The 23,036-nt window shown below is 21.8% G+C and carries 20 protein-coding genes and 1 tRNA gene; 12 read left to right on the forward strand and 9 right to left on the reverse strand.

Annotation, left to right across the window (positions count from 1 at the left end):
- The first annotated feature begins 35 nt into the window (after nt 1-35).
- The 6 genes from H0H34_RS02405 to rpoN are packed head-to-tail and all read left to right on the forward strand — an operon-like array spanning nt 36 to nt 8,406.
- Nucleotides 36-2,768 carry a class I tRNA ligase family protein gene (locus tag H0H34_RS02405; protein ID WP_185873229.1) on the forward strand — a complete coding sequence of 911 codons (2,733 nt, stop codon included), beginning with the start codon at nt 36-38 and terminating at the stop codon, nt 2,766-2,768.
- 18 nt (nt 2,769-2,786) lie between these two features.
- A complete protein-coding gene (locus H0H34_RS02410; protein WP_185873230.1) occupies nt 2,787-4,217 on the forward strand; it encodes a Glu/Leu/Phe/Val family dehydrogenase in 1,431 nt (476 codons plus the stop codon).
- Between the two features lie 19 nt (nt 4,218-4,236).
- A complete protein-coding gene (pyrH, locus tag H0H34_RS02415) occupies nt 4,237-4,950 on the forward strand; it encodes a UMP kinase (protein WP_185873231.1) in 714 nt (237 codons plus the stop codon).
- A 6-nt stretch (nt 4,951-4,956) separates the two neighbouring features.
- A complete protein-coding gene (locus H0H34_RS02420; protein WP_185873232.1) occupies nt 4,957-5,511 on the forward strand; it encodes a ribosome-recycling factor in 555 nt (184 codons plus the stop codon).
- Between the two features lie 5 nt (nt 5,512-5,516).
- Nucleotides 5,517-6,905, forward strand: a complete 1,389-nt coding sequence (asnS, locus tag H0H34_RS02425; protein ID WP_185873233.1) for an asparagine--tRNA ligase — start codon at nt 5,517-5,519, stop codon at nt 6,903-6,905.
- A 10-nt stretch (nt 6,906-6,915) separates the two neighbouring features.
- Nucleotides 6,916-8,406 (forward strand): RNA polymerase factor sigma-54, encoded by a 1,491-nt coding sequence (gene rpoN, locus H0H34_RS02430; protein ID WP_185873234.1) that lies wholly within the window; start codon nt 6,916-6,918, stop codon nt 8,404-8,406.
- Here rpoN and H0H34_RS02435 read toward each other — a convergent pair.
- From H0H34_RS02435 to H0H34_RS02460, 6 genes are read right to left on the reverse strand one after another with little or no spacing between them, the layout of a single operon-like run.
- Nucleotides 8,401-9,765: an aldehyde dehydrogenase family protein gene (locus H0H34_RS02435; RefSeq protein WP_185873235.1), complete on the reverse strand. Its 1,365-nt coding sequence runs from the start codon at nt 9,763-9,765 to the stop codon at nt 8,401-8,403. The two genes, rpoN and H0H34_RS02435, sit on opposite strands and share 6 nt — an antisense overlap.
- Nucleotides 9,743-10,186, reverse strand: coding sequence for a SufE family protein (locus H0H34_RS02440; protein WP_185873236.1), 444 nt, complete (start codon nt 10,184-10,186; stop codon nt 9,743-9,745). Before H0H34_RS02440 ends, H0H34_RS02435 begins: the two co-directional genes overlap by 23 nt.
- Before the next feature lie 18 nt (nt 10,187-10,204).
- Nucleotides 10,205-12,493, reverse strand: coding sequence for a 5-methyltetrahydropteroyltriglutamate--homocysteine S-methyltransferase (gene metE / locus H0H34_RS02445; RefSeq protein ID WP_185873237.1), 2,289 nt, complete (start codon nt 12,491-12,493; stop codon nt 10,205-10,207).
- Nucleotides 12,494-12,524: 31 nt separating this feature from the next.
- On the reverse strand, nt 12,525-13,715 hold the full coding sequence (locus H0H34_RS02450; RefSeq protein WP_185873238.1) for a putative sugar nucleotidyl transferase: 1,191 nt from the start codon (nt 13,713-13,715) through the stop codon (nt 12,525-12,527).
- Nucleotide 13,716: 1 nt separating this feature from the next.
- On the reverse strand, nt 13,717-13,983 hold the full coding sequence (locus tag H0H34_RS02455; RefSeq protein ID WP_185873239.1) for a type B 50S ribosomal protein L31: 267 nt from the start codon (nt 13,981-13,983) through the stop codon (nt 13,717-13,719).
- Between the two features lie 12 nt (nt 13,984-13,995).
- Nucleotides 13,996-15,090 (reverse strand): 3-oxoacyl-ACP synthase III family protein, encoded by a 1,095-nt coding sequence (locus H0H34_RS02460; RefSeq protein ID WP_185873240.1) that lies wholly within the window; start codon nt 15,088-15,090, stop codon nt 13,996-13,998.
- 78 nt (nt 15,091-15,168) lie between these two features.
- Here H0H34_RS02460 and ubiE point away from each other — a divergent pair, with 78 nt between their 5' ends.
- Genes ubiE through H0H34_RS02485 form a run of 5 tightly spaced genes read left to right on the forward strand, consistent with a single transcriptional unit; the run spans nt 15,169 to nt 20,753 of the window.
- Nucleotides 15,169-15,912: a bifunctional demethylmenaquinone methyltransferase/2-methoxy-6-polyprenyl-1,4-benzoquinol methylase UbiE gene (gene ubiE, locus H0H34_RS02465; protein ID WP_185873241.1), complete on the forward strand. Its 744-nt coding sequence runs from the start codon at nt 15,169-15,171 to the stop codon at nt 15,910-15,912.
- Nucleotides 15,913-15,920: 8 nt separating this feature from the next.
- Nucleotides 15,921-17,435 (forward strand): GH3 auxin-responsive promoter family protein, encoded by a 1,515-nt coding sequence (locus H0H34_RS02470; RefSeq protein ID WP_185873242.1) that lies wholly within the window; start codon nt 15,921-15,923, stop codon nt 17,433-17,435.
- Between the two features lie 4 nt (nt 17,436-17,439).
- Nucleotides 17,440-17,706 (forward strand): 30S ribosomal protein S15, encoded by a 267-nt coding sequence (rpsO, locus tag H0H34_RS02475; protein WP_185873243.1) that lies wholly within the window; start codon nt 17,440-17,442, stop codon nt 17,704-17,706.
- A gap of 27 nt (nt 17,707-17,733) precedes the next feature.
- Nucleotides 17,734-19,872: a polyribonucleotide nucleotidyltransferase gene (locus H0H34_RS02480; RefSeq protein ID WP_185873244.1), complete on the forward strand. Its 2,139-nt coding sequence runs from the start codon at nt 17,734-17,736 to the stop codon at nt 19,870-19,872.
- A gap of 17 nt (nt 19,873-19,889) precedes the next feature.
- On the forward strand, nt 19,890-20,753 hold the full coding sequence (locus H0H34_RS02485; RefSeq protein WP_185873245.1) for a sigma-70 family RNA polymerase sigma factor: 864 nt from the start codon (nt 19,890-19,892) through the stop codon (nt 20,751-20,753).
- A gap of 10 nt (nt 20,754-20,763) precedes the next feature.
- Here the strand turns inward: H0H34_RS02485 and H0H34_RS02490 are convergent.
- The 3 genes from H0H34_RS02490 to H0H34_RS02500 all read right to left on the reverse strand — a co-directional run bounded on the left by H0H34_RS02490 (nt 20,764) and on the right by H0H34_RS02500 (nt 22,135).
- Nucleotides 20,764-20,837, reverse strand: a tRNA-Arg gene (locus H0H34_RS02490).
- Nucleotides 20,838-20,859: 22 nt separating this feature from the next.
- A complete protein-coding gene (gene tpiA / locus H0H34_RS02495) occupies nt 20,860-21,621 on the reverse strand; it encodes a triose-phosphate isomerase (protein ID WP_317167291.1) in 762 nt (253 codons plus the stop codon).
- A 1-nt stretch (nt 21,622) separates the two neighbouring features.
- Nucleotides 21,623-22,135 (reverse strand): nucleotide modification associated domain-containing protein, encoded by a 513-nt coding sequence (locus H0H34_RS02500; protein WP_185873246.1) that lies wholly within the window; start codon nt 22,133-22,135, stop codon nt 21,623-21,625.
- 38 nt (nt 22,136-22,173) lie between these two features.
- Here H0H34_RS02500 and folP point away from each other — a divergent pair, with 38 nt between their 5' ends.
- A complete protein-coding gene (folP, locus tag H0H34_RS02505; protein WP_185873583.1) occupies nt 22,174-23,010 on the forward strand; it encodes a dihydropteroate synthase in 837 nt (278 codons plus the stop codon).
- Nucleotides 23,011-23,036: the final 26 nt, after the last annotated feature.

Consider the following 23,036-nt stretch of genomic DNA (forward strand, 5'->3'; position numbering starts at 1 on the left):
AAATTAACACTTAATACATTATTGTAATTTAAAAAATGGAATATAATTTTAGAGAAATAGAAGAAAAATGGAGAAAATATTGGAAAAAAAATAATATTTTTCGTATAAAAGAAAATAAAAAGAAAAAATATTATATTTTAAATATGTTCCCTTATCCATCTGGATCTGGATTACATATAGGACATTGTCTAGGATATATAGCTTCAGATATTTACGCTAGATATAAAAGAGCAAAAGGATATAATGTTTTAAATCCAATTGGATTTGATTCTTTTGGATTACCAACAGAACAATATGCTATACAAACTGGAAAATCTCCACATAGTATAACTTATGAAAATGAAAAAAAATACAAAAATCAAATAGAGGATATAGGTATTTCATTTGATTGGAGTAGAAAATTAAGTACTAGTAATCCAATTTATTATCGTTGGACTCAATGGATGTTTATACAAATTTTTAATTCATGGTACGATAAAAAAGAGAATAAAGCTAAAGATATAAATATCTTAATTAAAGAATTTAACAAAAATGGGAATTACAAAATAAATGCATATACTTCATACAAAAGAAAATTTAATTCAAAAAAATGGATATATTATAATTTTTTAAAAAAAGAAACTATACTTCAACATTATAGACTTGCATACTTAAAAAGAAGTTTGGTTAATTGGTGTAACGAATTAGGAACAGTATTAGCTAATGATGAAATAAATAATGGAAAAAGTAAAAGAGGAGGATATCCAATAAATAAAAAAAAAATGTTACAATGGCATATAAGAACAACTGCTTATTCAAATAGACTTATTAAAGGATTTGATGATATCAAATGTTCTAACTCTCTAAAAAAATTACAATTAAATTGGATTGGAAAATCAAAAGTAATTTCAATATTAATTAATATAATTAATATAGGAAAAATAGAGGCAATAATATTATATCCTGAACTTATATTTGGAATAACATTTATTACGTTATCAAAAAATCATTCAATTTCAAAAAAAATAAATAATTTTTATAAAAATCAGGATAATTGTACTTCAAATTTTCTTACAAAATATTACGCATTACATCCAATTACAAATAAAAAAATTCCAATTTTTATTGGTGATTTTTTTTTCATAAAAAATAAAAGAAAAGTTTATTTAGGAATACCTGGTCATGATAAAATTAGCAAAATATTTTCTTATAAATTCAACAATATTGAAATAATTAATGTATTAAAACATAAAAATGAAAAAGATGAAATATGTATTAATTCTAATTTTTTAAATGGATTCAATAGAATAGAAGCTAGAAAAAGAATAATAAAAATATTATTAGAAAAAAAAATAGGAAAAAGTGAAACAAGTTATAAAATGCACGATGCTATTTTTTCTAGACAAAGATATTGGGGGGAACCAATTCCTATATATTTTAAACAAGGAATTCCAATTCCAATTCCTATTAATAAACTACCTATAGTATTACCAATAATAAAAAATTTTTATACAAAAAGTGAAAAATCTGCGTTATATAAATCAAAAAAATGGGCTTGGAATGAGAAAAAATTAAAAATAGTTTCAACAAATCTTATAAACAATAAATATATATTTCCAATTGAAACTAATACAATGCCTTGTTGGGCTGGATCAAGTTGGTATTTTTTGCGTTATATGGATGTTAAAAATAATAATTTTTTTTTAAGTAAAGAAAAAGAAGATTATTGGAAAAACGTTGATTTATATATTGGAGGATCTGAACATGCTACTGGTCATTTAATATATGCAAGATTTTGGAATAAATTTCTAAAAGATAGAGGATGGATTAAATCAGAAGAACCATTTAAAAAAATAATAAATCAAGGTATGATTTTACATCATTCAGCTATAGTTTTAAAAGTAACTGGAAAAAAAATATTTGTATCTTATGGTTTAAAAAATTATAAAAAATATAAATTTTCATTTCAAGAGATGTATATAGACATTTCTTTAACTATAGAAAAAAATAAAATAGATATAAATAAATTTAAAGAATTTTATCCATTATTTAATGATGCAACTTTTCTTTTAGAAAAAGGTTTTTTTTTCTGTAAAAGAAAATTAGAAAAAATGTCAAAATCTAAATATAATATAATAAAACCTTATGATATATCTAAAAAATATGGTTCAGATGTATTTAGAATGTATGAAATGTTTTTAGGACCTATTACACAATCAAAATCTTGGGATGGATATAAAATAAATGGTATAAAAATATTTATAAGAAAAATTTGGAGTATTTTTCATGAAAATGGAAAATTTTATGTAAATGAAGACAAACCAACAATAGAAGAATTTAGATTATTAAACAACCTAATAAAAAAAATAGATGAAAAAATAGAATTGTATCATTTTAATACATGTATAAGTGATTTTATGATATTTATTAAAAAATTGATTAAAATAAAGTGTAATAAAAGAAAAATATTAGAACAATTTATTAAATTAATAGCCCCATTTGCTCCATATATCTCTGAAGAGATATGGAATAAATTAGGTAAAAAAAAATCTATTATGTATACTTTTATTCCTAATTTTAAATCAAAATTTTTATTAGATAATAAAATTAAATATATAGTAATGTTTAATGGAAAATTAAAATTTACAGAAAATTTTGATTCAAAATTTACAATAGAAAAAATAAAAAATAATATTTTAAATAATCCTAAAATAAAAAATATTTTAAATAAAAAAAAATTAAAAAAATTAATTATAATACCAAAAAAAATAATAAATATTTTATATTGACGATTTATTTTATATATTATGTCAAAAAAAAACCAAAATAACACTGGTTGTAATTTTTTCAATTATAGTATTGAAAAAAATTTTAATAAAGCTGCAAAGTTTATATCTGTAGATAATGGTATTCTAGATCAAATTAAAGAATGTAATTCTGTTTATAGGATGCATTTTCCTGTAAAAATAGATAAAAAAATAAAAATAATAAAAGCATACAGGGTTCAACATTCCCACCATAAACTTCCATGTAAAGGAGGAATTAGATACAGTAGTAAAGTTAATCAAGATGAGATTATAGCTTTAGCTGCATTAATGACTTACAAATGCGCAATAATGGATGTACCATTTGGAGGTGCTAAAGGTGGAATAAAAATAGATCCACAATCTACATCTAAAGAAAATATAGAAAAAATTACTAGACGTTATACCTATGAATTAATAAAAAAAAATTTTATTGGTCCAGGAATAGATGTTCCAGCACCTGATTACGGAACAGGAGAGAAAGAAATGAGTTGGATTTTAGATACTTTTACATCTTTGCGTCCTGGAGATATAAATGCATTAGCCTGTGTAACAGGTAAACCTATTTCTCAAGGAGGCGTTAGAGGGAGGAAAGAAGCAACAGGATTAGGTGTTTTTTATGGAATTAAAGAATTTTGTAGTATAAAAGAAGAAATGTCATCAATAGGACTTGATGTTGGTATAAGTGGAAAAAGAATAATAATACAAGGATTAGGTAATGTAGGTTATCATACTGCTAATTTCTTTTATAAATCTGATGCTAAAATAATAGCTTTAGCTGAAAGAGAAGGAGCAATATATAACAAAAATGGATTAAATGTATCGAAAGTTATTTCACATTTAAAAAATACAGGTTCTATTTTAAATTTTCCAGATGCAGTTAATATAGAAAAAACAGAAAAAGCTCTAGAAATAGAATGTGATATATTAATTCCTGCTGCATTAGAAAATGTAATACATAAATATAATGCTCATAAAATTAATGCTAAAATTATTGGAGAAGCTGCAAATGGACCTATTACACATGAGGCAGATTCAATTTTAGAAAAAAAAGGAATAGTAATAATTCCAGACATTTATTTGAATGCTGGTGGCGTTACTGTTTCATATTTTGAATGGTTAAAAAATTTGAGTCATGTTCGTTATGGAAGAGTAGAAAAAAAATTTAGTGAAAATATGAATGGAGAATTATTAAACATAATAGAAACAATATGTAAAAAAACAATATCAGAAAAAGAAAAAAAAATTATATTAAGAGGCGCTAATGAAATAGATTTAGTAAGAAGTGGTTTAGAAGATACAATGGTTAGCTGTTTTCATAAAATACGTAATTTAAAAAAATCTTTAAACATACAAAACTTTCGTACAACATCTTTTTTATTAGCTATAAATAAAATTATTGATTCTTATGAAAAATTAGGAATTTTTCCATGAAAATAGTATTATATACAACATGAAGTATAAAAGATTATTGTTGAAATTAAGTGGAGAATCTCTTATGGGAAACAGTAAATTTGGACTTCATTCTGACCGTCTTACACAATATGCAGAAGAAGTTAAGAAAATTGTAAATATGGGGGGTCAATTAGCTATAGTTATAGGAGGTGGAAACATATTTAGGGGATTTTCCAGAATTAGAGAAAAAGCTATTAATCGTATAGAAGGGGATTATATGGGAATGTTAGCTACTGTTATTAATGGTATAGCTTTTCAAGCTTATCTTGAAAAAGTTGGAATATGTGCTCATATTCAAACAGCAATTAGAATGGATCAAATAGCAGAACCTTTTGGAAAAAATAAAGCTATTTATCATCTTGAAAGAGGCAGAGTAGTAATATTCGTTGCTGGTACTGGTAACCCTTATTTTACTACAGATACAGCTGCTGTTTTAAGAGCAATAGAAATTAAGGCAGATGTTTTATTAAAAGGAACTAGGGTAGATGGCATCTATACAACAGATCCTGAAAAAAACAAATTTGCTAGAAAATTAAAAAATATATCGTTTGATATGGCATATAAAATGAAAATTAAAGTAATGGATCAAACAGCATTCATTTTAGGTAATGAAAATAATTTACCTATTATAATTTTTAATATAAATAAAAAAGGAAATCTTCAAAAATTAATTTCCGGAGAAAAGATTGGAACTTTAGTCTCAAAAAACTAAAAAATTATGGAAAAATTAGAAAAAATTTTTTCTTTTTGCATAAAAGATATGGAAAAAATTTTTAATATCTTAAAAAAAGATATAAGTAAAATACGATTGGGAATTAGATCATTAGCCTCTACTTTAGAAAAAATAAAAATAAAATATTATAATAAATTTGTTCCATTATTAGAAATTTCTAGTATTACAATTATAGACAATAAAAATATTACTATCCAACCATGGGATAAAACTATTATTTCTACAATTGATAAAGCTATAATAGATGAAAATCTAGGATTTATGCCAACAAACAAAGGAGGAATAATATATATCAAAATGCCTTCTATTACAGAAGAAGGTAGAAAAAATTTAGTAAAAAAAATAAAAATTTATACTGAACATTCAAAAATATTAATTAGAAATATTAGAAATAAAAATAAGAAAAATATAAAAAAATTAATAATATCTGAAGACTTATTAAAATTAGGAGAAAATAAAATACAAAATATTACTAGTGATTATATAAAAAAAATAGATTTTTTTTATGATCAAAAAAAAGAGGAAACACTAAGAATATAAAAAAAATGATAAGTAAATACTCAATTAAAGAAATTTTAAATAAAGGAATTTTATTCGAAAATAAAAAATTAATAGTTGAGGGATGGGTTAAATCTTTTAGACATTCTATGTTTATAATGATAAACGATGGATCTACAGTAGAAAATTTACAAATAGTTTTATATAAAAATTTTATAAAAAAAATTACAATTGGATCTTCTATTAAAGTTATAGGAATAATAAAAAAAAGTTACGGAAGTAAACAAAGTATTGAATTAAAATCACATGAAATAAAATTTTATAATTTAGTAGATAATAATATTATACAAAAATCTATTTTACAACCTAAAACTCATAGTCTAGAAAAAACTAGAGAACAAGCTCATATAAGATTTCAAACCAGTATTTTTAGTTGTGTAATGAGAATTCGTCATTTTATATCTTATTTTATACATAAATATTTTTGTAAAAAAAATTTCTTTTATTTACATACACCTATTATAACTTATTCTAATTGTGAAGGAACTGGAGAAATGTTTGAAATAGTTACTAAAAAAAAAAATAATATTAATGAAAATTTTTTTAAAAAAAAATCTTATTTAAGTGTATCTGGTCAATTAGAGGCTGAATCTGCTATTATGGGATTAGGAAAAGTTTATACTTTTGGTCCTGTATTTAGAGCAGAAAATTCAAATACTAAAAGACATTTATCTGAATTTTGGATGTTAGAACCAGAAATTGCATTTTCTAACTTAGATGATAACATAAATCTAGCAGAAGATTTTTTGAAATTAACTATTAAATATATTATTGATAATTGTATAGAAGATTTATCATTTTTAGATAAAAATATAAAAAAATGGAATAAAAAAAAAGAAATTACTGTATTAAAAACATTAGAAATTATACTAAAATTTTCTTTTCACAGAATTACTTATACAGAGGTTATAAACATATTAAAAAAAATAGAAAAAACGAAAAATATAAATTTTGTCTATCCAATTTATTGGGGAATGGATTTACAATCTGAACATGAACAATATTTAGTAAATGAATATTTTAATGGAATCCCTGTTATAGTTTTTAATTATCCTTCTTCTATAAAAGCCTTTTATATGCGAATGAATGATGATAATAAAACTGTTAGTGCAATGGATATTTTATTTCCAAAAATAGGTGAAATTATTGGAGGTTCTCAAAGAGAAGAACGTTATGAAATGTTACTAAAAAGAATTAAAGAATTAAAAATAAACATTGATACACTTTGGTGGTATTTAGACTTACGTAAATTTGGATCTATACCTCATAGTGGATTCGGTTTAGGATTCGATAGATTAGTTCAATTTATTACAGGAATGAATAATATTAGGGATGTTATTCCATTTCCAAGAACCCCTGGTTATACTATATTATAATTTTTTAATAATGTTAAAACAACAATTATACCAAAAAGGTCAACATAAATTATCACCTAAACAAATAAAATTGATGAAATTAGTTCAATTATCTGTTTTAGATTTTGAACAAAAAGTTAGACAAGAATTGGATAATAACCCTGCTCTTGAAGAAGAGACATATTCTTTTTGTGAAGATGAGATTTTTGATGAAAAAAATAATACAGAATTTTTAGATGAAAAAGATTCTAATATTGAAACTAATAAAGAATCTGAAATATCAGATATTGATGAATATCTTACTTATTTAAGTGATGATGAGTTAGAAGAATTCAAATTAGTAAATAATCATAATATTATAATAAAAAATAATTATATACCAACTATTACATCTAAATACTCATTTCAAGAATATTTAAAAAATCAATTACATACATTTCGTTTAAATAAAAATGATATATCTATAGCTGATTTTATATTAGGAAATATAGATGATGATGGATATTTAAGAAGAAAAAATGAATTATTATCTAATGATATTTTTATTGTATTAGGAAAATCAGTTAGTAAAGAAAAGATAGAGCAATTAATTGTAAAATACATACAGAAATTGGAACCTATTGGAATAGGATCTAGAAATTTACAAGAATGTTTATTAATACAATTAAACATGAATAAAAATATATCTTTTGAGTATAATTCTATTGCAATAGAAATTATAAAAAATAATTTTGAATCTTTTATTAAAAAACATTACAAAAAATTACAAAAAAAATTGAGAATAAGTAGTAAAAAACTAAAAAATGTATTTTTTTTAATAAAAAAACTTAATCCTAAACCAGGAAAAATGTATTCTGAAAATTATAAAATATTAGATTATATTATTCCAGATTTTACTATATCTATAGTAGACGAAAAATTAGAATTAACCTTGAATCAAGGAAATACACCAGAATTAAGAATTTCCAATATATATTTAAATATGCTAAAAAAATATAAAAATAATAAAGGAAAAAATGATAATAAAACTTTGGTATTTATTAAGAATAAAATAGATTCTGCAAAATGGTTTGTTGACGCTATAAAACAACGTAAAAATACATTAATGTTAACTATGAATACTATAATGGATTATCAAAAAGAATATTTTATGACTGGTGATCCTGTTAAAATAAAACCAATGATATTAAAAAATATTTCAAAAAAAACTGGATTAGATATATCAACAGTTTCACGTGTTGCCAACAGTAAATATGTTAGTACACCATATGGAACATTTTTAATAAAAAAATTTTTTTCTGAAAAAATGAAAAACAAATATGGAAAAGATATTTCTTCTATTGAAATTAAAAATTTTTTAGGTGAATATATTTCAAATGAAAATAAAGAAAATCCTTTAACTGATGAAAAATTATCAAAAATTCTTAAAAAGAATGGTTATCTTGTAGCAAGAAGAACAATAGCAAAATATAGAAATCAAATGAAAATACCTGTAGCAAGAATGAGAAAAACAATATTATAATTTATTTATTACTATTGTTTTACAATTGGAAAATTCATTTATAGAATAAAGAGATAACTCTCTACCATAACCTGATTTTTTTACTCCTCCAAAAGGGAATATAGGCGATGATTCTACGACTTTATTAATAAATACCATTCCAGAATTAATTTTGTAAGATAGTTTTTCTGCTTTTTCTATATCATTTGTCCAAATAGAAGTACCTAGTCCATAAATAGTATTATTAACTATATTAATAATCTCTTTTTCTTTATAAAAAGGAATAATTAATGCTATTGGTCCAAATAATTCTTCTTTATTTAAAATTTTATTTTCTTTATTAACCTGTATTAAAGATGGAGAAAAAAAATTTCTATTTCTTTTAGTTCTTAAACATATTTTTCCTCCATTTAATAAAATTTTTTTATATTGATTATACAATTTATCTGATAAATCAGATCTAGAAATATATCCTATTCTTGTATCTTTATCATATAAATTACCTTTTTTAAATTTTTTCATTTCGTATATAATTAAATCAATAAAATCATTTATTATATCTTTATCTACTATAAATCTTTTTGCAGATATACAAGATTGTCCTGTATTATTTAATCTTGATATTGTTGCTAATTTTGCTATTTTTTTAAGATTATTTTTAGTGTCTTTTAAGACAACAAATGCATCATTCCCTCCTAACTCCATAATTGATTTTTTTATATTTTTTCCGGATATAGAACCTATAGTTTTTCCAGAGTTGGTACTACCAGTAAATGATATTCCGTGTACTACATCGCTAGATATTACGTTATTTATATCTGAATCTTTTATTAATAATATTTGAAATGATCCAATAGTAAATCCAGAAATATAAAATAATTTTTCCAAAAATATAGAAGTACCAGATGTATTTATAGATGGTTTTACTAAAATTACATTTCCTAATATTAAATTAGGAATAGAAAATCTTATAATTTGCCAAATAGGATAATTCCATGGTGTAATACCTAATATAGAACCTAATGGTTCATATCTAATATATGATTTATAATATTTTTCATCACATATTTTTTTAGTAGTATTAATATTTTTTATATTACAATAATATTTACATAAATTAATACTTTTATCAATTTCTGATTCAGATTCTTTTATTGGTTTTCCCATTTCTTGGGTTATTATCTTTGCTATATAATCTTTATTTTTAAGTATTAAAAAATATAATTTTTTTATATATTTAATTTTAATATTATAATATATATTTTTCCATTTTTGGAATGCATTATTAGATATTATTAATTTATTTTCAATTTCTTTTTTAGAAAGAAAGAAATATTTATTTATAACTTTATTATTTTCAGGATTTATTGTACAAAACATTTTTATCTTTCTTACTAAAATATTTAGAATAAAATTTTATTTTTTTTAAAAAAAGTAATAATCCATTTGAACGAATAGGAGATAAAAATGTTGTTAATCCTATTTCATAAATAATACTATTATTTGAATTAATTATTTCATCAGGAAATAATCCAGAATATAATTTTATCATAAGAGCTATCATACCTTTTGGTAATAAAGCATCACTATCAGCATAAAAAAAAATTTTTTTATTTTTAAATTTAGCCTCTAGCCATACCATAGATTGACAACCTTGTATCAATTTATCATTTGATCTAAATTTATCAGACTTTTTTTTTAATTCATCTCCCAAATCAATCAGAAATTGATATTTCTCTTCCCAATTATTAAGAGATTTAAATTCATTTTTTACTATTTTTTCTCTTTGTATAAGACTCATATTATATAAATCCATTTATTAAATTAATTTAATTCTTGCAATTTTTGCAGCTTTAACCATATTTTTAATGGATTCTACTGCTTCATTCCAAGTTCTAGTTTTTAATCCACAATCTGGATTTATCCAAATGTTTTCTTTTGGTAAAAAATTACATGCTTTTTTAATTAAATTAAATATTTCTTTTTCAGTAGGAATTCTTGGAGAATGAATATCGTATATTCCGGGTCCTATTTGATTTGGATAAGAAAATATAGAGAAAATTTTCAATAATTCCATATTCGATCTAGAACTTTCTATAGTAATTACATCTGCATCTAAATCTGATATTTCTTTAATTATATCGTTGAATTCACTATAACACATATGAGTATGTATTTGTGTCTCGTCTTTTACACCACTAGATGCAATATGAAATGATTTAATAGACCAATCGAAGTATGATTTCCAGTTTTTCTTTTTTAATGGTAATCCTTCCCTTAATGCTGGTTCATCTATTTGAATAATTTTAATTCCATACTTTTCTAAAGATAAAACTTCATCTCTGATAGCCCAAGCTATTTGATATGAAGTTTTATATAATGATTGATCATCTCTTACAAAAGACCATTTTAATATTGTAACAGGACCAGTTAACATACCTTTTACTAGTTTTTTAGTTTTAGATTGTGCATAACAAATCCAATCAACAGTTAATTCCTTATTTCTACTTATATCTCCATATATAATTGGGGGTTTTACACATCTACTACCATAACTTTGAACCCAACCATTATTAGTTGATAGCATTCCATTCAATTTTTCTGAAAAAAATTCTACCATATCGTTTCTTTCAAATTCTCCATGTACTAAAACATCTAAACCAATATTTTCTTGTTTTTTTATAACATCTAAAATATATTTTTTTATTTTTTTTTCGTATTCTTTCTTACATAATTGTTTTCTTATAAATTTATTTCTTGTTATTCTAATTTCTTTGGTTTGTGGAAAAGAACCAATAGTCGTAGTTGGAAATAATGGTAAATTAAAAATTTTACGTTGTTTTTTTTGTCTTATTGAAAAAATATTTTTTCTTTTTAAGTCTTTGCTATAATAAGATCTTTTTTGTATTTCTTTATTATAAATAATATTAGATTTAAAATTAATAGTTGACGAATTGTTAAATAATATATTTTTATCTCCTTTTATAATTTTTTCTAAATCATTTAGTTCATAAATTTTTTGTTTTGCAAAAGACATTTTGTTTTTTATATCATAATGAATATATTTCTCATCTTCTAAATCAATTGGTACATGTAATAAAGAACAGTTAGGAGCAATCATAACGCGATCTTCCCCGATTGAACTTATAGATTTCTCTATTTTTTTTACTGAGTTATGATATAAATTTTTCCATATATTTCTTCCATTAATTATCCCTAGAGATAATATTGTTTTAGATTCTTTAATAAAAGATAGAACTTTATCTAATTGATTAGGATCTTCTACTAAATCTATATGTATAGCATCTATATATTTATAAAATTCATTAAAAATATTTAGATTATCGGAAATTCCATCAAAATAAGATGTTAATAAAATTTTTGTATCACTATTATGAAAATGTTTATATATCTTTTTATAAGCATATTTTATTGATGTTTTTTCACGATCTGACAAATCTAAAGAAAGTATAGGTTCATCTAGCTGAACCCATTTTATATTTTTACTAATTAAAATATCAATAATTTTTATATAAATAGTTACAATATTATCAATTAAATCCATTTTATTAAATGAAGTATCTTTTTCTTTACCTAAAAAAAGATAAGATACTGGACCTATTAAAACAGGTTTAATTTTATCATATGAATTTAATATATTTTTTAATTCTTCTATTTCATAAAAAATTTTTTTTGAGTAAAGAAAAAATTTTTGATTTTTAGTAAATTCTGGAACAATATAATGATAATTAGTATTAAACCATTTAGTCATTTCCATAGCTTTAATATCAAATTTATTATCTTGATATCCTCTAGCCATAGAGAAATATAAATCAATTATATTTTTGAATTTTGGAATTAAATATGATTCAGGAACAACACCTATTAAAATAGATAAATCTAAAACGTGGTCATAAAAACTAAAATCATTACATGGAATTATATCTAAATTAGATTTTATTTGAATATCCCAATTTTCTTTTCGTATTTTTTTTCCTACATTAAATAAAGTAAGATAATCAATATTATTGGACCAATATTTTTCACAAGCTATTTTCAATTCTCTACCTTTTCCTATTCTAGGAAATCCTAAATTATGTTTCAACATTAAATAAAATTTTTAGTATTGTAAATTAATTTTACGAATTATACAAGTATTCTAATATTTCTTTTTCCAAAAAAGAAAAAATTTTTCCTCTTCTGTTCATAACTATATATGCAGTTTTACATATTTCTTTAAATGGAATTTTTTTATTATTTTGTATTCCTCCTAAAGAAAAAGAGGGAATATATCTAGGAGGAAATCCATATCCAAAAATATTTGATCCAACCCCTACTATTGTAGCTGTATTAAATTTAGTATTTATAGATGATTTTGAATGATCACCCATTATCATACCAAAAAATTTTATTCCAGTAGGAATGAAATTTTTTTCTTTATAATTCCATACAGTTGAATTAGCATAATCATTTCTTAAGTTTGAAACATTAGTTCCAGCCCCTAAATTACACCATTCTCCTAATATAGAATTACCTACGAAACCATTATGAGATTTATTAGAAAAAGAAAAAAATATTGAATTATTAATTTCTCCTCCGATTTTACAAAATGAACCTATAGTCGTTCCACCATATATTTTTGTTCCTATATTTAGGGTGGAATTTCTTCCAATAAAAGCAGGACCTCTTATTACAGTTCCTTCCATTAAAGTTACTTCTTTTTCAATATATATAGGTCCATTTTTTGCATTTAGTACAACATTATTACATTCTAAATTGTCTTGCAAAAAAATTTTTTTATTATTTAAAATAATATTATTACCTAATAAAAAATTAGATTTCTTACCTTTTGTTAATAAAAAAAAATCTTCATTTAAAAAAAACGAATTTTTTGTAAAAATATCCCAAATATTTTTAATACAAATTAACTTATCTACTTTATAGATTCTATTATATTTTATTTTTTCTAAAAAATTTTTTTCATAATCTTCATAAGAAAAACGTTTTTTTTTTATTACTACAATTTTATTTTTATATAATATAGCTTCATCATATTTCATTAATTTAATTATATCAACAATATTTTCATTAGGTAAATATGAAGAATTTATTAATAATATATCATTAAAAGGTAGATTATCTTTATCTATAGAATATTTTCGTAATAAATACGATTTAGTAAATAAATAATTTATATTTTTTCCTATAAATTTTTCCCATCTTTCTTTTATAGTTAAAATACCAAATTTTATTTCTGATATTGGTCTAGTAAAAGTTAATGGTAATAGATTATTCCATATAACTGAATCATCGTATAATATAAAATTCATATTATCGTTTTTTTTTTAATTTATTGTATTTTTCATATTTCTTTTTAAATTTTTCAGCTGGTCCTGTTTTACCAAAAAATCTTTTTTCTCCAGTAAAAAATGGATGAGAATAACTAGATATTTCCATTTTATATAACGGATAATCTTTTCCTTTTATTTTTATATATTCTTTAGTATTTACAGTTGATTTACACATAATAATTTTATCATTATTAATATCTTTAAAAACAACAAGTCTATAATTTTCAGGATGTATTTTTTTTTTCATATATAAATTATTTTATTTTTGAAAACGATAAATAATACCATTTATATTCATTCCAGCACCTAAAGAAGCCATTAATATAACATCTCCAGGATTAATTTTATGTGGTAACATTTTTTTTTTTAATATTAAGTCTAATATAGTAGGTACAGTAGCAACAGAAGAATTTCCAAATTTTTGAATAGTCATTGGCATAATTTTTTTACAAAAATTATTATCTAAATCATAATTATATAATTTTAATAATCTATTTAAAATAGCATAATCCATTTTTGCATTAGCTTGATGAATTAATATTTTTTTTATATCTTTTAAATGAAAGTTATTATTATCAATAATTTTTTTTAACATTTTTGGCATTTCAGTAATTGCATATTCATAAATTTTTCTTCCATTCATTTTAATATTAACTAAAGATTTTTTATAATTTAAATTTATAGATGGTCCATTTGATAAATAATTCAATTCATTATTATTATCACACTGGCTATCATAACCAATAACTCCAAATTTTTCATTTAAATTTTTAATACTAATTGAAGATAAAATTGCTGCACCTGCACCATCAGAAAATATCATAGAATTTTTATCATGCGGATCAATAACCTTAGACAAGGTTTCTGATCCAGTTATTAATATATTTTTAGCGTATTTTGATTTTAAAAGTTTATCAGCTAAAATCATACCTTCTATCCATCCTGGACATCCAAAAATCATATCATATGGTCTACATTTATTATTTTTAATTTGAAGTTTATTTTTTACTTTAGCCGCAATAGATGGAACAAGATCAGATTGAAAAGAATTATGATTAATATCTCCATAATTATGAGCTGATATAATATAATCTAATTCTTCCTTATTAATATTTGAATTTGTTAATGCTCCTTTTGCAGCAATTGCTGCAATATCTGAATTTAAAATATTTTTTTCTACATATCTTCTTTCTTCTATTTCTGTTATATTTTTAAATTTATTAATAATTTCTTTATTAGACTTATTAATTTTTAATCCTCCTTTATTATAAAATTTAAAATTTAAAAAATATTTGTTTTTTATAACTTTTTTTGGCAAATAATGCCCAGTTCCTTTAATGATTGATATAATCATCAATAATAATTTTTATAAAAAATTAATATAAAAATAAAATCAATAATAATTATTACCTATGTTTATAATTTTATACTAATGAATAATTTTGAATTAGAAAAAAAATTAAAAGATATGTTTGATAACATATCTGAAGAATATGATATGATTAACAATATTTTATCATTTGGATTAGATTCTTTATGGAGAAAAAAGGTTATTAATATTTTAAAAAAATTTTTTTTAAAAAAAAATTATAGAAATATAAAAATATTAGATATAGCTTCTGGAACAGGTGAATTATCTTTTCTACTTTGCAATGAATTTTATAGATCTAAAATTATTGGACTAGATCCATCTGAAAAAATGTTAAAAGTAGCAATTAAAAAATTAAAAAAATACAATAATTGTTTAAATAAAATATTATTCATTAAAGGATATTCTCAAAATATACCATTCGATGATAATACTTTTGACATTATAACTATTTCTTTTGGATTAAGAAATTTTCAATTTCTTAATGAATCTTTAAAAGAAATATATAGAGTAATGAAATTATATGGAAAACTAATAATATTAGAATTTTCCAGACCAGATAACTTTTTTATCAGAAAAATTTATCATTTATACAATAAATTTATTATGATTAAAATAGGAGGATTTTTATCTAAAAATTATAATGCTTATAATTATTTAAAAGAATCAATAAATTATTTTTCATTTTATTTTAATGGAGAAAAAATGAAAAAATTTTTTCAAAGTAAAAATTTTAGATTGATACATATAAAAAAATTGACATTTGGAGTAGCTTCAATATATTTATTAGAAAAAAATATTAATTAAGTTTATTAATGATTAAATACATATCTAATTATATAACATCTTCTTTTTTAAAAAGAAGAATAAAAAATATAGAATTTACTATTAATTATCCTATAGAAATTCAAAATAAAATATTAAATAAATTATTATTATATGCTAGAAATACAGAATTTGGAAAAAAATATAAATTAAATGAAATAAAAAATTACAAAAATTTTTTTGAAAGAATCCCAATATGCAAATATTCCGACATAAAACAAACTATAAATAGAGTTAGAAAGGGAGAAAAAGATGTATTATGGCCTGGAAAAGTTAAATGGTTTGCTAGATCTTCAGGTACAACAAACACAAAAAGTAAATACATACCTGTAACGTTACAGTCTATGAATTCACATTATAAATCAGGAAAAGATATGTTATCTATTTATATAGATAATAATCCAAAAACAAAAATTTTTTTAGGAAAAGCTTTGCGTCTAGGAGGTAGTTATGAACTATACAAAATGTATAATAATTTTCATGGTGATTTATCTTCTATATTAATAAAAAATTTACCATTTTGGGCAGAAATTATTTGTACTCCAAGAAAAAAAATTGCACTAATGAGTGAATGGGATAATAAATTAAAAAATTTAATTAAAATAACAGTTAAAGAAGATGTTCGTATATTATTAGGAGTATGTTCTTGGTTATTAATTTTTCTTGATCGTTTATTAAAAAAATATAACAAAAAAAACATTAATGAAATATGGCCAAATATGGAAGTAATATTCCATGGAGGAGTTAGTTTAAATCCATACATACTACAATATAATAAATTATTTAATAAAGAAATAAATTATTATAATATTTACAGTGCATCAGAAGGTTTCTTTGCTATTCAAAATGAAAATAAAATAGAAGATCTTTTATTATTATTAAATAATGGAATTTTTTATGAATTTATTCCTATTGAAGATATTAATAATAATAATCCAAAAATATTATCTATAGGTGAAGTAAAATTAAATAAAAATTATGCTATGGTTATTTCTACAAATGCTGGTCTATGGAGATATATTATAGGAGATATAGTAAAATTTACTAATTTATCTCCATATAAAATTATAATCTCTGGAAGAACCACCCAATATATTAATTGTTTTGGAGAAGAATTAATTGTAGAAAATGCTGATAAAGCATTAAAAACTACTTGTATAAAAACAGATTCTATATTGCAAGAATATACTGCTGGACCTATTTATATTAATAAAGGAAAATCTGGAGCTCACGAATGGATTATAGAGTTTAAAAAACATCCCAAAAACATTTACAACTTTATAGATATTTTGGATAAAGAATTACAAAATTTAAATTCTGATTATGAAATAAAACGATATAAAGATATTATTTTACGTCCTCCAATAATACATGTTGCTAGAAATGGGTTATTTTATGATTGGTTAAAATTAAAAAATAAACTAGGTGGACAAAACAAAATTCCACGTTTATCTAATGATAGAAAATATATTGATTCTATAATTAGAATAAATAATAAAAAATAAGATTATGTATTCAAAAGATAAAAAAAAAGAAATATTTAAAAATTATGGTAAATCTATATACGATACTGGATCATCTAAAGTACAAATTGCTTTATTTACATATAGAATTAATTATTTAAATAATCATCTTGAAAAAAATAAAAAAGATTTTAATACAGAAAGAGCATTAATAAAATTAGTAGGTAAAAGAAAAAAATTATTAAAATATATTGAAAAAATAGATATAAATAATTATAAAGATATTATTAAACATTTAAAATTAAGAAAGTAACTTTTTTTCTAATTCAAAGAAAAATGTATGTCAAAAATTATAAAAGAGTCCATATCTTTGGAAGATGGTAGAAAAATAATTATAGAAACAGGATGTCTTGCTAAACAAGCGGATGGTTCTGCTACAGTTCGTGTGAATGATACTATGCTATTAGCCACAGTAGTATCATCTACTTCGAAAATAAAAAAAGAAATAAATTTTTTCCCATTAACAATAGATTATAGAGAAAAATATTATGCAGGAGGTAAAATACCTGGAGGATTCATAAAAAGAGAAGGAAGACCGTCTAATGAAGAAATCTTAACAATGAGATTAGTAGATAGAGGATTAAGGCCTATGTTTCCAAATATTTTAAATAAGGAAATACAAATTATGATATCTCTTTTATCTTACGATAAAACTGTATTACCGGATGGATTAGCAGGATTAGCTGCATCCGCAGCCTTATCTGTCTCCAATATCCCATTTAATGGACCTATATCTGAAGTACGAATAATTAGATCTGGAAAAAAATTTTTTATTAATCCAAGTTTAGAACAATTAAAAGAAGCAGATATAGATTTAGTTGTAGGGGGGTCTAATGATTCTATTATTATGGTTGAAGGAGAAATGAAAGAGATACTAGAAATAGAATTTTTAGAAATTTTAGAAAAAGCTCATGAAGAAATAAAAAAACAAATTGAGGCACAAAATAAACTAATAAAAAAAATCAATAAACAAAAAATAAATAAAGAAATAAAATCTTCAGAAGAGAATGAAATAAATATTTTATTAGAAGAAAAAGCAAATAATTTTTTTACAGAAAAAATTAAAAATATATATAAAAATAATTTTAATAAAAAAAATAGACTTATAAAAGAAAATTTATTATTAAATGAATTTAAAAATAAATTTTTTACAGAAAAAGAAATAGAAGAAAAAGATTTTTTAATTAATCAATCTTATGAAAAAATTAAAAAAAAATTAATAAGAAAATTATTAATAGAAAAAGGAATTAGAATTGATGGAAGAAAAAATAGAGAAATTCGTTCAATACATAGCTATGTAAATTATTTGCCTGGAGTACATGGTTCAGCCTTGTTCTCAAGAGGAGAAACTCAATCTTTAACTACAGTAACATTAGGATCATCATTAGATGCAAATAAAATTGATAATGTAATAATGGAAAATAATGAAAAGTTCTATTTACATTATAATTTTCCTCCTTTTTCAACAGGTGAAATACGTCATATTAGAGGAGTAAGTAGACGTGAAGTAGGTCATGGAAATTTAGCACAAAGAGCGTTAAAAAATATTATTCCTGATAGTCCTTATACAATTAGAGTTGTATCAGATATATTAGAATCTAATGGATCATCATCTATGGCTACAGTTTGCGCTGCTAGCTTAGCATTAATGGACGCTGGAATATCTATAAAAAATCCTGTATCAGGTATATCAATGGGATTAATTATGGAAGATGATAAAAAAATAATTATTTCAGACATTTTAGGGGAAGAAGATTATTTTGGAGATTTAGATTTTAAGATAACAGGGACAAAAAATGGTATTACTGCTTGTCAAATGGACATAAAAAATTCTAAAAAAATAACATATGATATTTTAAAAAAAATTTTAATGCAAGCTTTAGAAGGTAGACTTTTTATTTTAGATAAAATGATTAAAACTTTACCTAAATATAGAAAAAAAATGAAACCAAATACGCCAAAAATATATACGTTGGATATCCCAAAAAATTTTATAGGATCAGTTATTGGGCCAGGAGGAAGAATAATTCAAGATATACAATCACGTACTAATACTAATATTGTTATTGAAGAAAAAGATAAATTTGGTTACATAGAGATTGTAGGAAAAACTTACGAAAATATAGAAAATGCAATTAATATAATTAAAGAAATTACATTTATTCCAAAAATAGGAAAAGTTTATAAAGCAAAAGTAAAATCAATAAAAAATTTTGGGGCATTTGTAGAGATATCAAAAGGAGTTGAAGGATTATTACATATTTCAGAAATAGGATGGAAAAGATTAAATAAAATAGAAGAAGAATTAAATATAGGTGATATGATTGATGTTAAAATAATGGAAATGGATGAAAAAAATAGGAGAATGAAATTATCTAGAAAAGTACTTATTCCTCGTCCAAATAAAAAAATGAATTAGTAAAATAATATGATTATATGAGACAACTTAAAATTACTAAACAAGTAACAAATAGAGAATCTGAATCATTAGATAAATATCTTCATGAAATTGGAAAAATACCATTATTAACTCCTGAAGAAGAAGTAGAATACGCTAGAAAAGCAAGAAATGGAGATAGTTCAGCTATTAATAAATTAGTAAATGCTAACTTACGTTTTGTGGTATCAGTGGCTAAACAATATCAAAATCAAGGATTAAGTTTATGTGATTTAATTAATGAAGGAAATTTAGGATTAATAAAAGGAATATTAAGATTCGACGAAACCAGAGGATTTAAATGCATTTCATATGTTGTATGGTGGATAAGACAAGCAATACTACAAGCTATTGCAGAACAATCACGTTCTATAAGACAGCCAACAAATAAATTAGCATTATTAAATAAAATATTAAAAACTCTTGCTCAATTAGAACAAGAATTACATAGAACTCCTTCTATAAGAGAAATAGCGGATTATTTAAAAATGAATGAAAAAGAAGTTGAAGATTCTATAAAAAATTCTGGTAGACATATTTCTATGGATGCACCATTAGTAGAAGGGGAAGATTCTAATTTATATGATTTAGTAAGATCAAATGAATCACCTCGTCCAGATGAATTTTTAGAAAAAGAATCCTTGAAAAAGGATATAAAAAGAATTTTAGAAACACTAAGTGAAAGAGAACGAAAGGTTATTGTTTTGCATTTTGGATTAAATGGATCTCCACCAATGACTTTAGAAGAAGTAGGTAAATTTTGTGATTTAACAAGAGAAAGAGTAAGACAAATAGAAAGTATTGCTTTAAAAAGATTAAAACATTCATCAAGAAGTAAAATATTAAAACCTTATTTAGGGTAAAAAAATAAAAAGACCTCGAAGGGATTTGAACCCATAACCTTCTGATCCGTAATCAGATGCTCTATCCATTTGAGCTACGAGGCCTATAATTACAAATATAAAAAAATTAAGATTGAACAATTTTTAAAAATTGTTCAATCTTAAGAGATGATTTCCCTATTAATCCTCCATCAACATTATCACTATATATAATATCTTTTGCATTTAAATGATTAATGCTTCCACCGTATAAAATAGATATTTTATTAGAAATAAAATTTCCATATTTTTTGTTAAAAATATTTCTAATAAATTTATGCATTTTTTTTATTTGATTAATAGTTGCTGTTGATCCTGTTCCTATTGCCCATATAGGTTCATAAGCTATATGAATTAATTTAATTTCATCTGTAGAGCAATTAAATATTGTATTATTTAATTGTTTTTCAATAATTGAATATTGATTATTTTTATTTCTATCTTCATATGTTTCTCCTATACAAAATATAACTTTTATTTTATGTTTTAATGCTATTTTTAATTTTTTTAATAAAGAATTTTCATCTTCAAAAAAAATATTTCTTCTTTCACTATGTCCAATAATAACTATATTTATACCAATTGATTTCAACATATATGCAGATATTTCTCCAGTATACGATCCTTTCTCTTTAAAATAAATATTTTGAGCTGCAATTTTTAATGAAGTTCCTTGAGATATTTGATTAGATATATGTAAAAAGGGAAAAGATGGGGCTATAATAACTTCTTTATTATGAAAGATTTTTTTTTCATTAATATATTTTAAAAAATTTCTTAAAAAAGAAGTAGTTTCATGTAAATCATAATTCATTTTCCAATTTGCAACTATAATTTTTTTTTTCATCATATTACATTTTATTACAAGAATTGTTGATCGTTTTTTTTATTAAAAAAATAGTATAAATTAAAATTTCAAAATAAATTTTTTTTAGTTTTTTATTAGATAATCTATCTAAATTTTCCTTTAAATCTAAAATTTTTTTTATTAAAATATTTATATCAGAATTTATACAAAAATTCATATTATTAATAATATTTAATGTATTTCTTATATTTTTCTCATAAAAATTTATAACATCATAATTTGATATTTTATTATTTTTTATATAAAAAACATCTAATTTAATTAATGCAATTAATAAATAATTAATAATATCTATATATGTATCTAATATATTTTCTCCTTTAACGTGATAAAATCCTTTTAAAGAAATATTTCTTATTCTGATAATTTTAATGAAAATTTGATCTATAATAGAATGATTTTTTAAAATTTTCCACGATAAACCATAACTTTCTAACTTATAGAAAAAAATTTTCTTACATCTTTTAATAAAAAAATATATATAATTATAATTCATAACTAAACTAAAATTAAAATACAATAAAAAATAATTTAATAACAATAAATTGTTCTGGTACTTTATTAAAATTTGACAAACCAAAAATTATGGGGATTGTTAATTTAACTCCTGATTCTTTTTATGATGGAGGTTTTCTTGATTCAGAATTAAAAATATTGAAACATGTAGAATTTTTAATAAAAAGTGGAGTTGATATTGTTGATATAGGAGGATGTTCTACTAAACCAGGATCTAAAATAATATCAGAAGAAAAAGAATTAAAAAGAGTAATAAATCCAATTAGAGCAATAATAAAAAACTTTCCAAAAATTTTAATATCTATAGATACGTTTAGAAGTAAAATTGCAAAAGAAGCAATAGAATCAGGAGTTGTTATTGTTAATGATATTTCAGGAGGTGAATTAGATAAAAAAATGTATTCAATAATAAGTAAATTCCAAATACCATACATATTAAATCATATGAAAGGAATTCCAGAATATATGCAAAAAAATATTTTCTATAAAGAAAATATAATAATAGAAATAAATAAATTTTTTTCAAAAAAAATTTTCTTATTGAAAAAATATGGAATAAATGACATTATTTTAGATCCTGGATTTGGATTTGGAAAAACAATTAAACAAAATTTTCAATTATTAAAACATATAAATTTATTTGGTTTTAAAGATTATTTAATATTAATAGGAATATCTAGAAAATCAATGATAAAAAATTTATTAAAAATATATAACAATAAAAATTTATTAAATGCAACTTCTATTATACATACAATAGCGTTAATAAAAGATGTAGTAAAATTAATTAGAGTTCATGATGTTAAAGAAGCACTAGAATGCATAAAAATTATAGATTTTTATAAAAAAATTTAAATAAAATATAATAAAATAATATAATT

The sequence above is a fragment of the Blattabacterium cuenoti genome, assembly GCF_014252375.1.
In the GTDB taxonomy this organism is placed as follows: Bacteria; Bacteroidota; Bacteroidia; order Flavobacteriales; family Blattabacteriaceae; genus Blattabacterium; species Blattabacterium cuenoti_AH.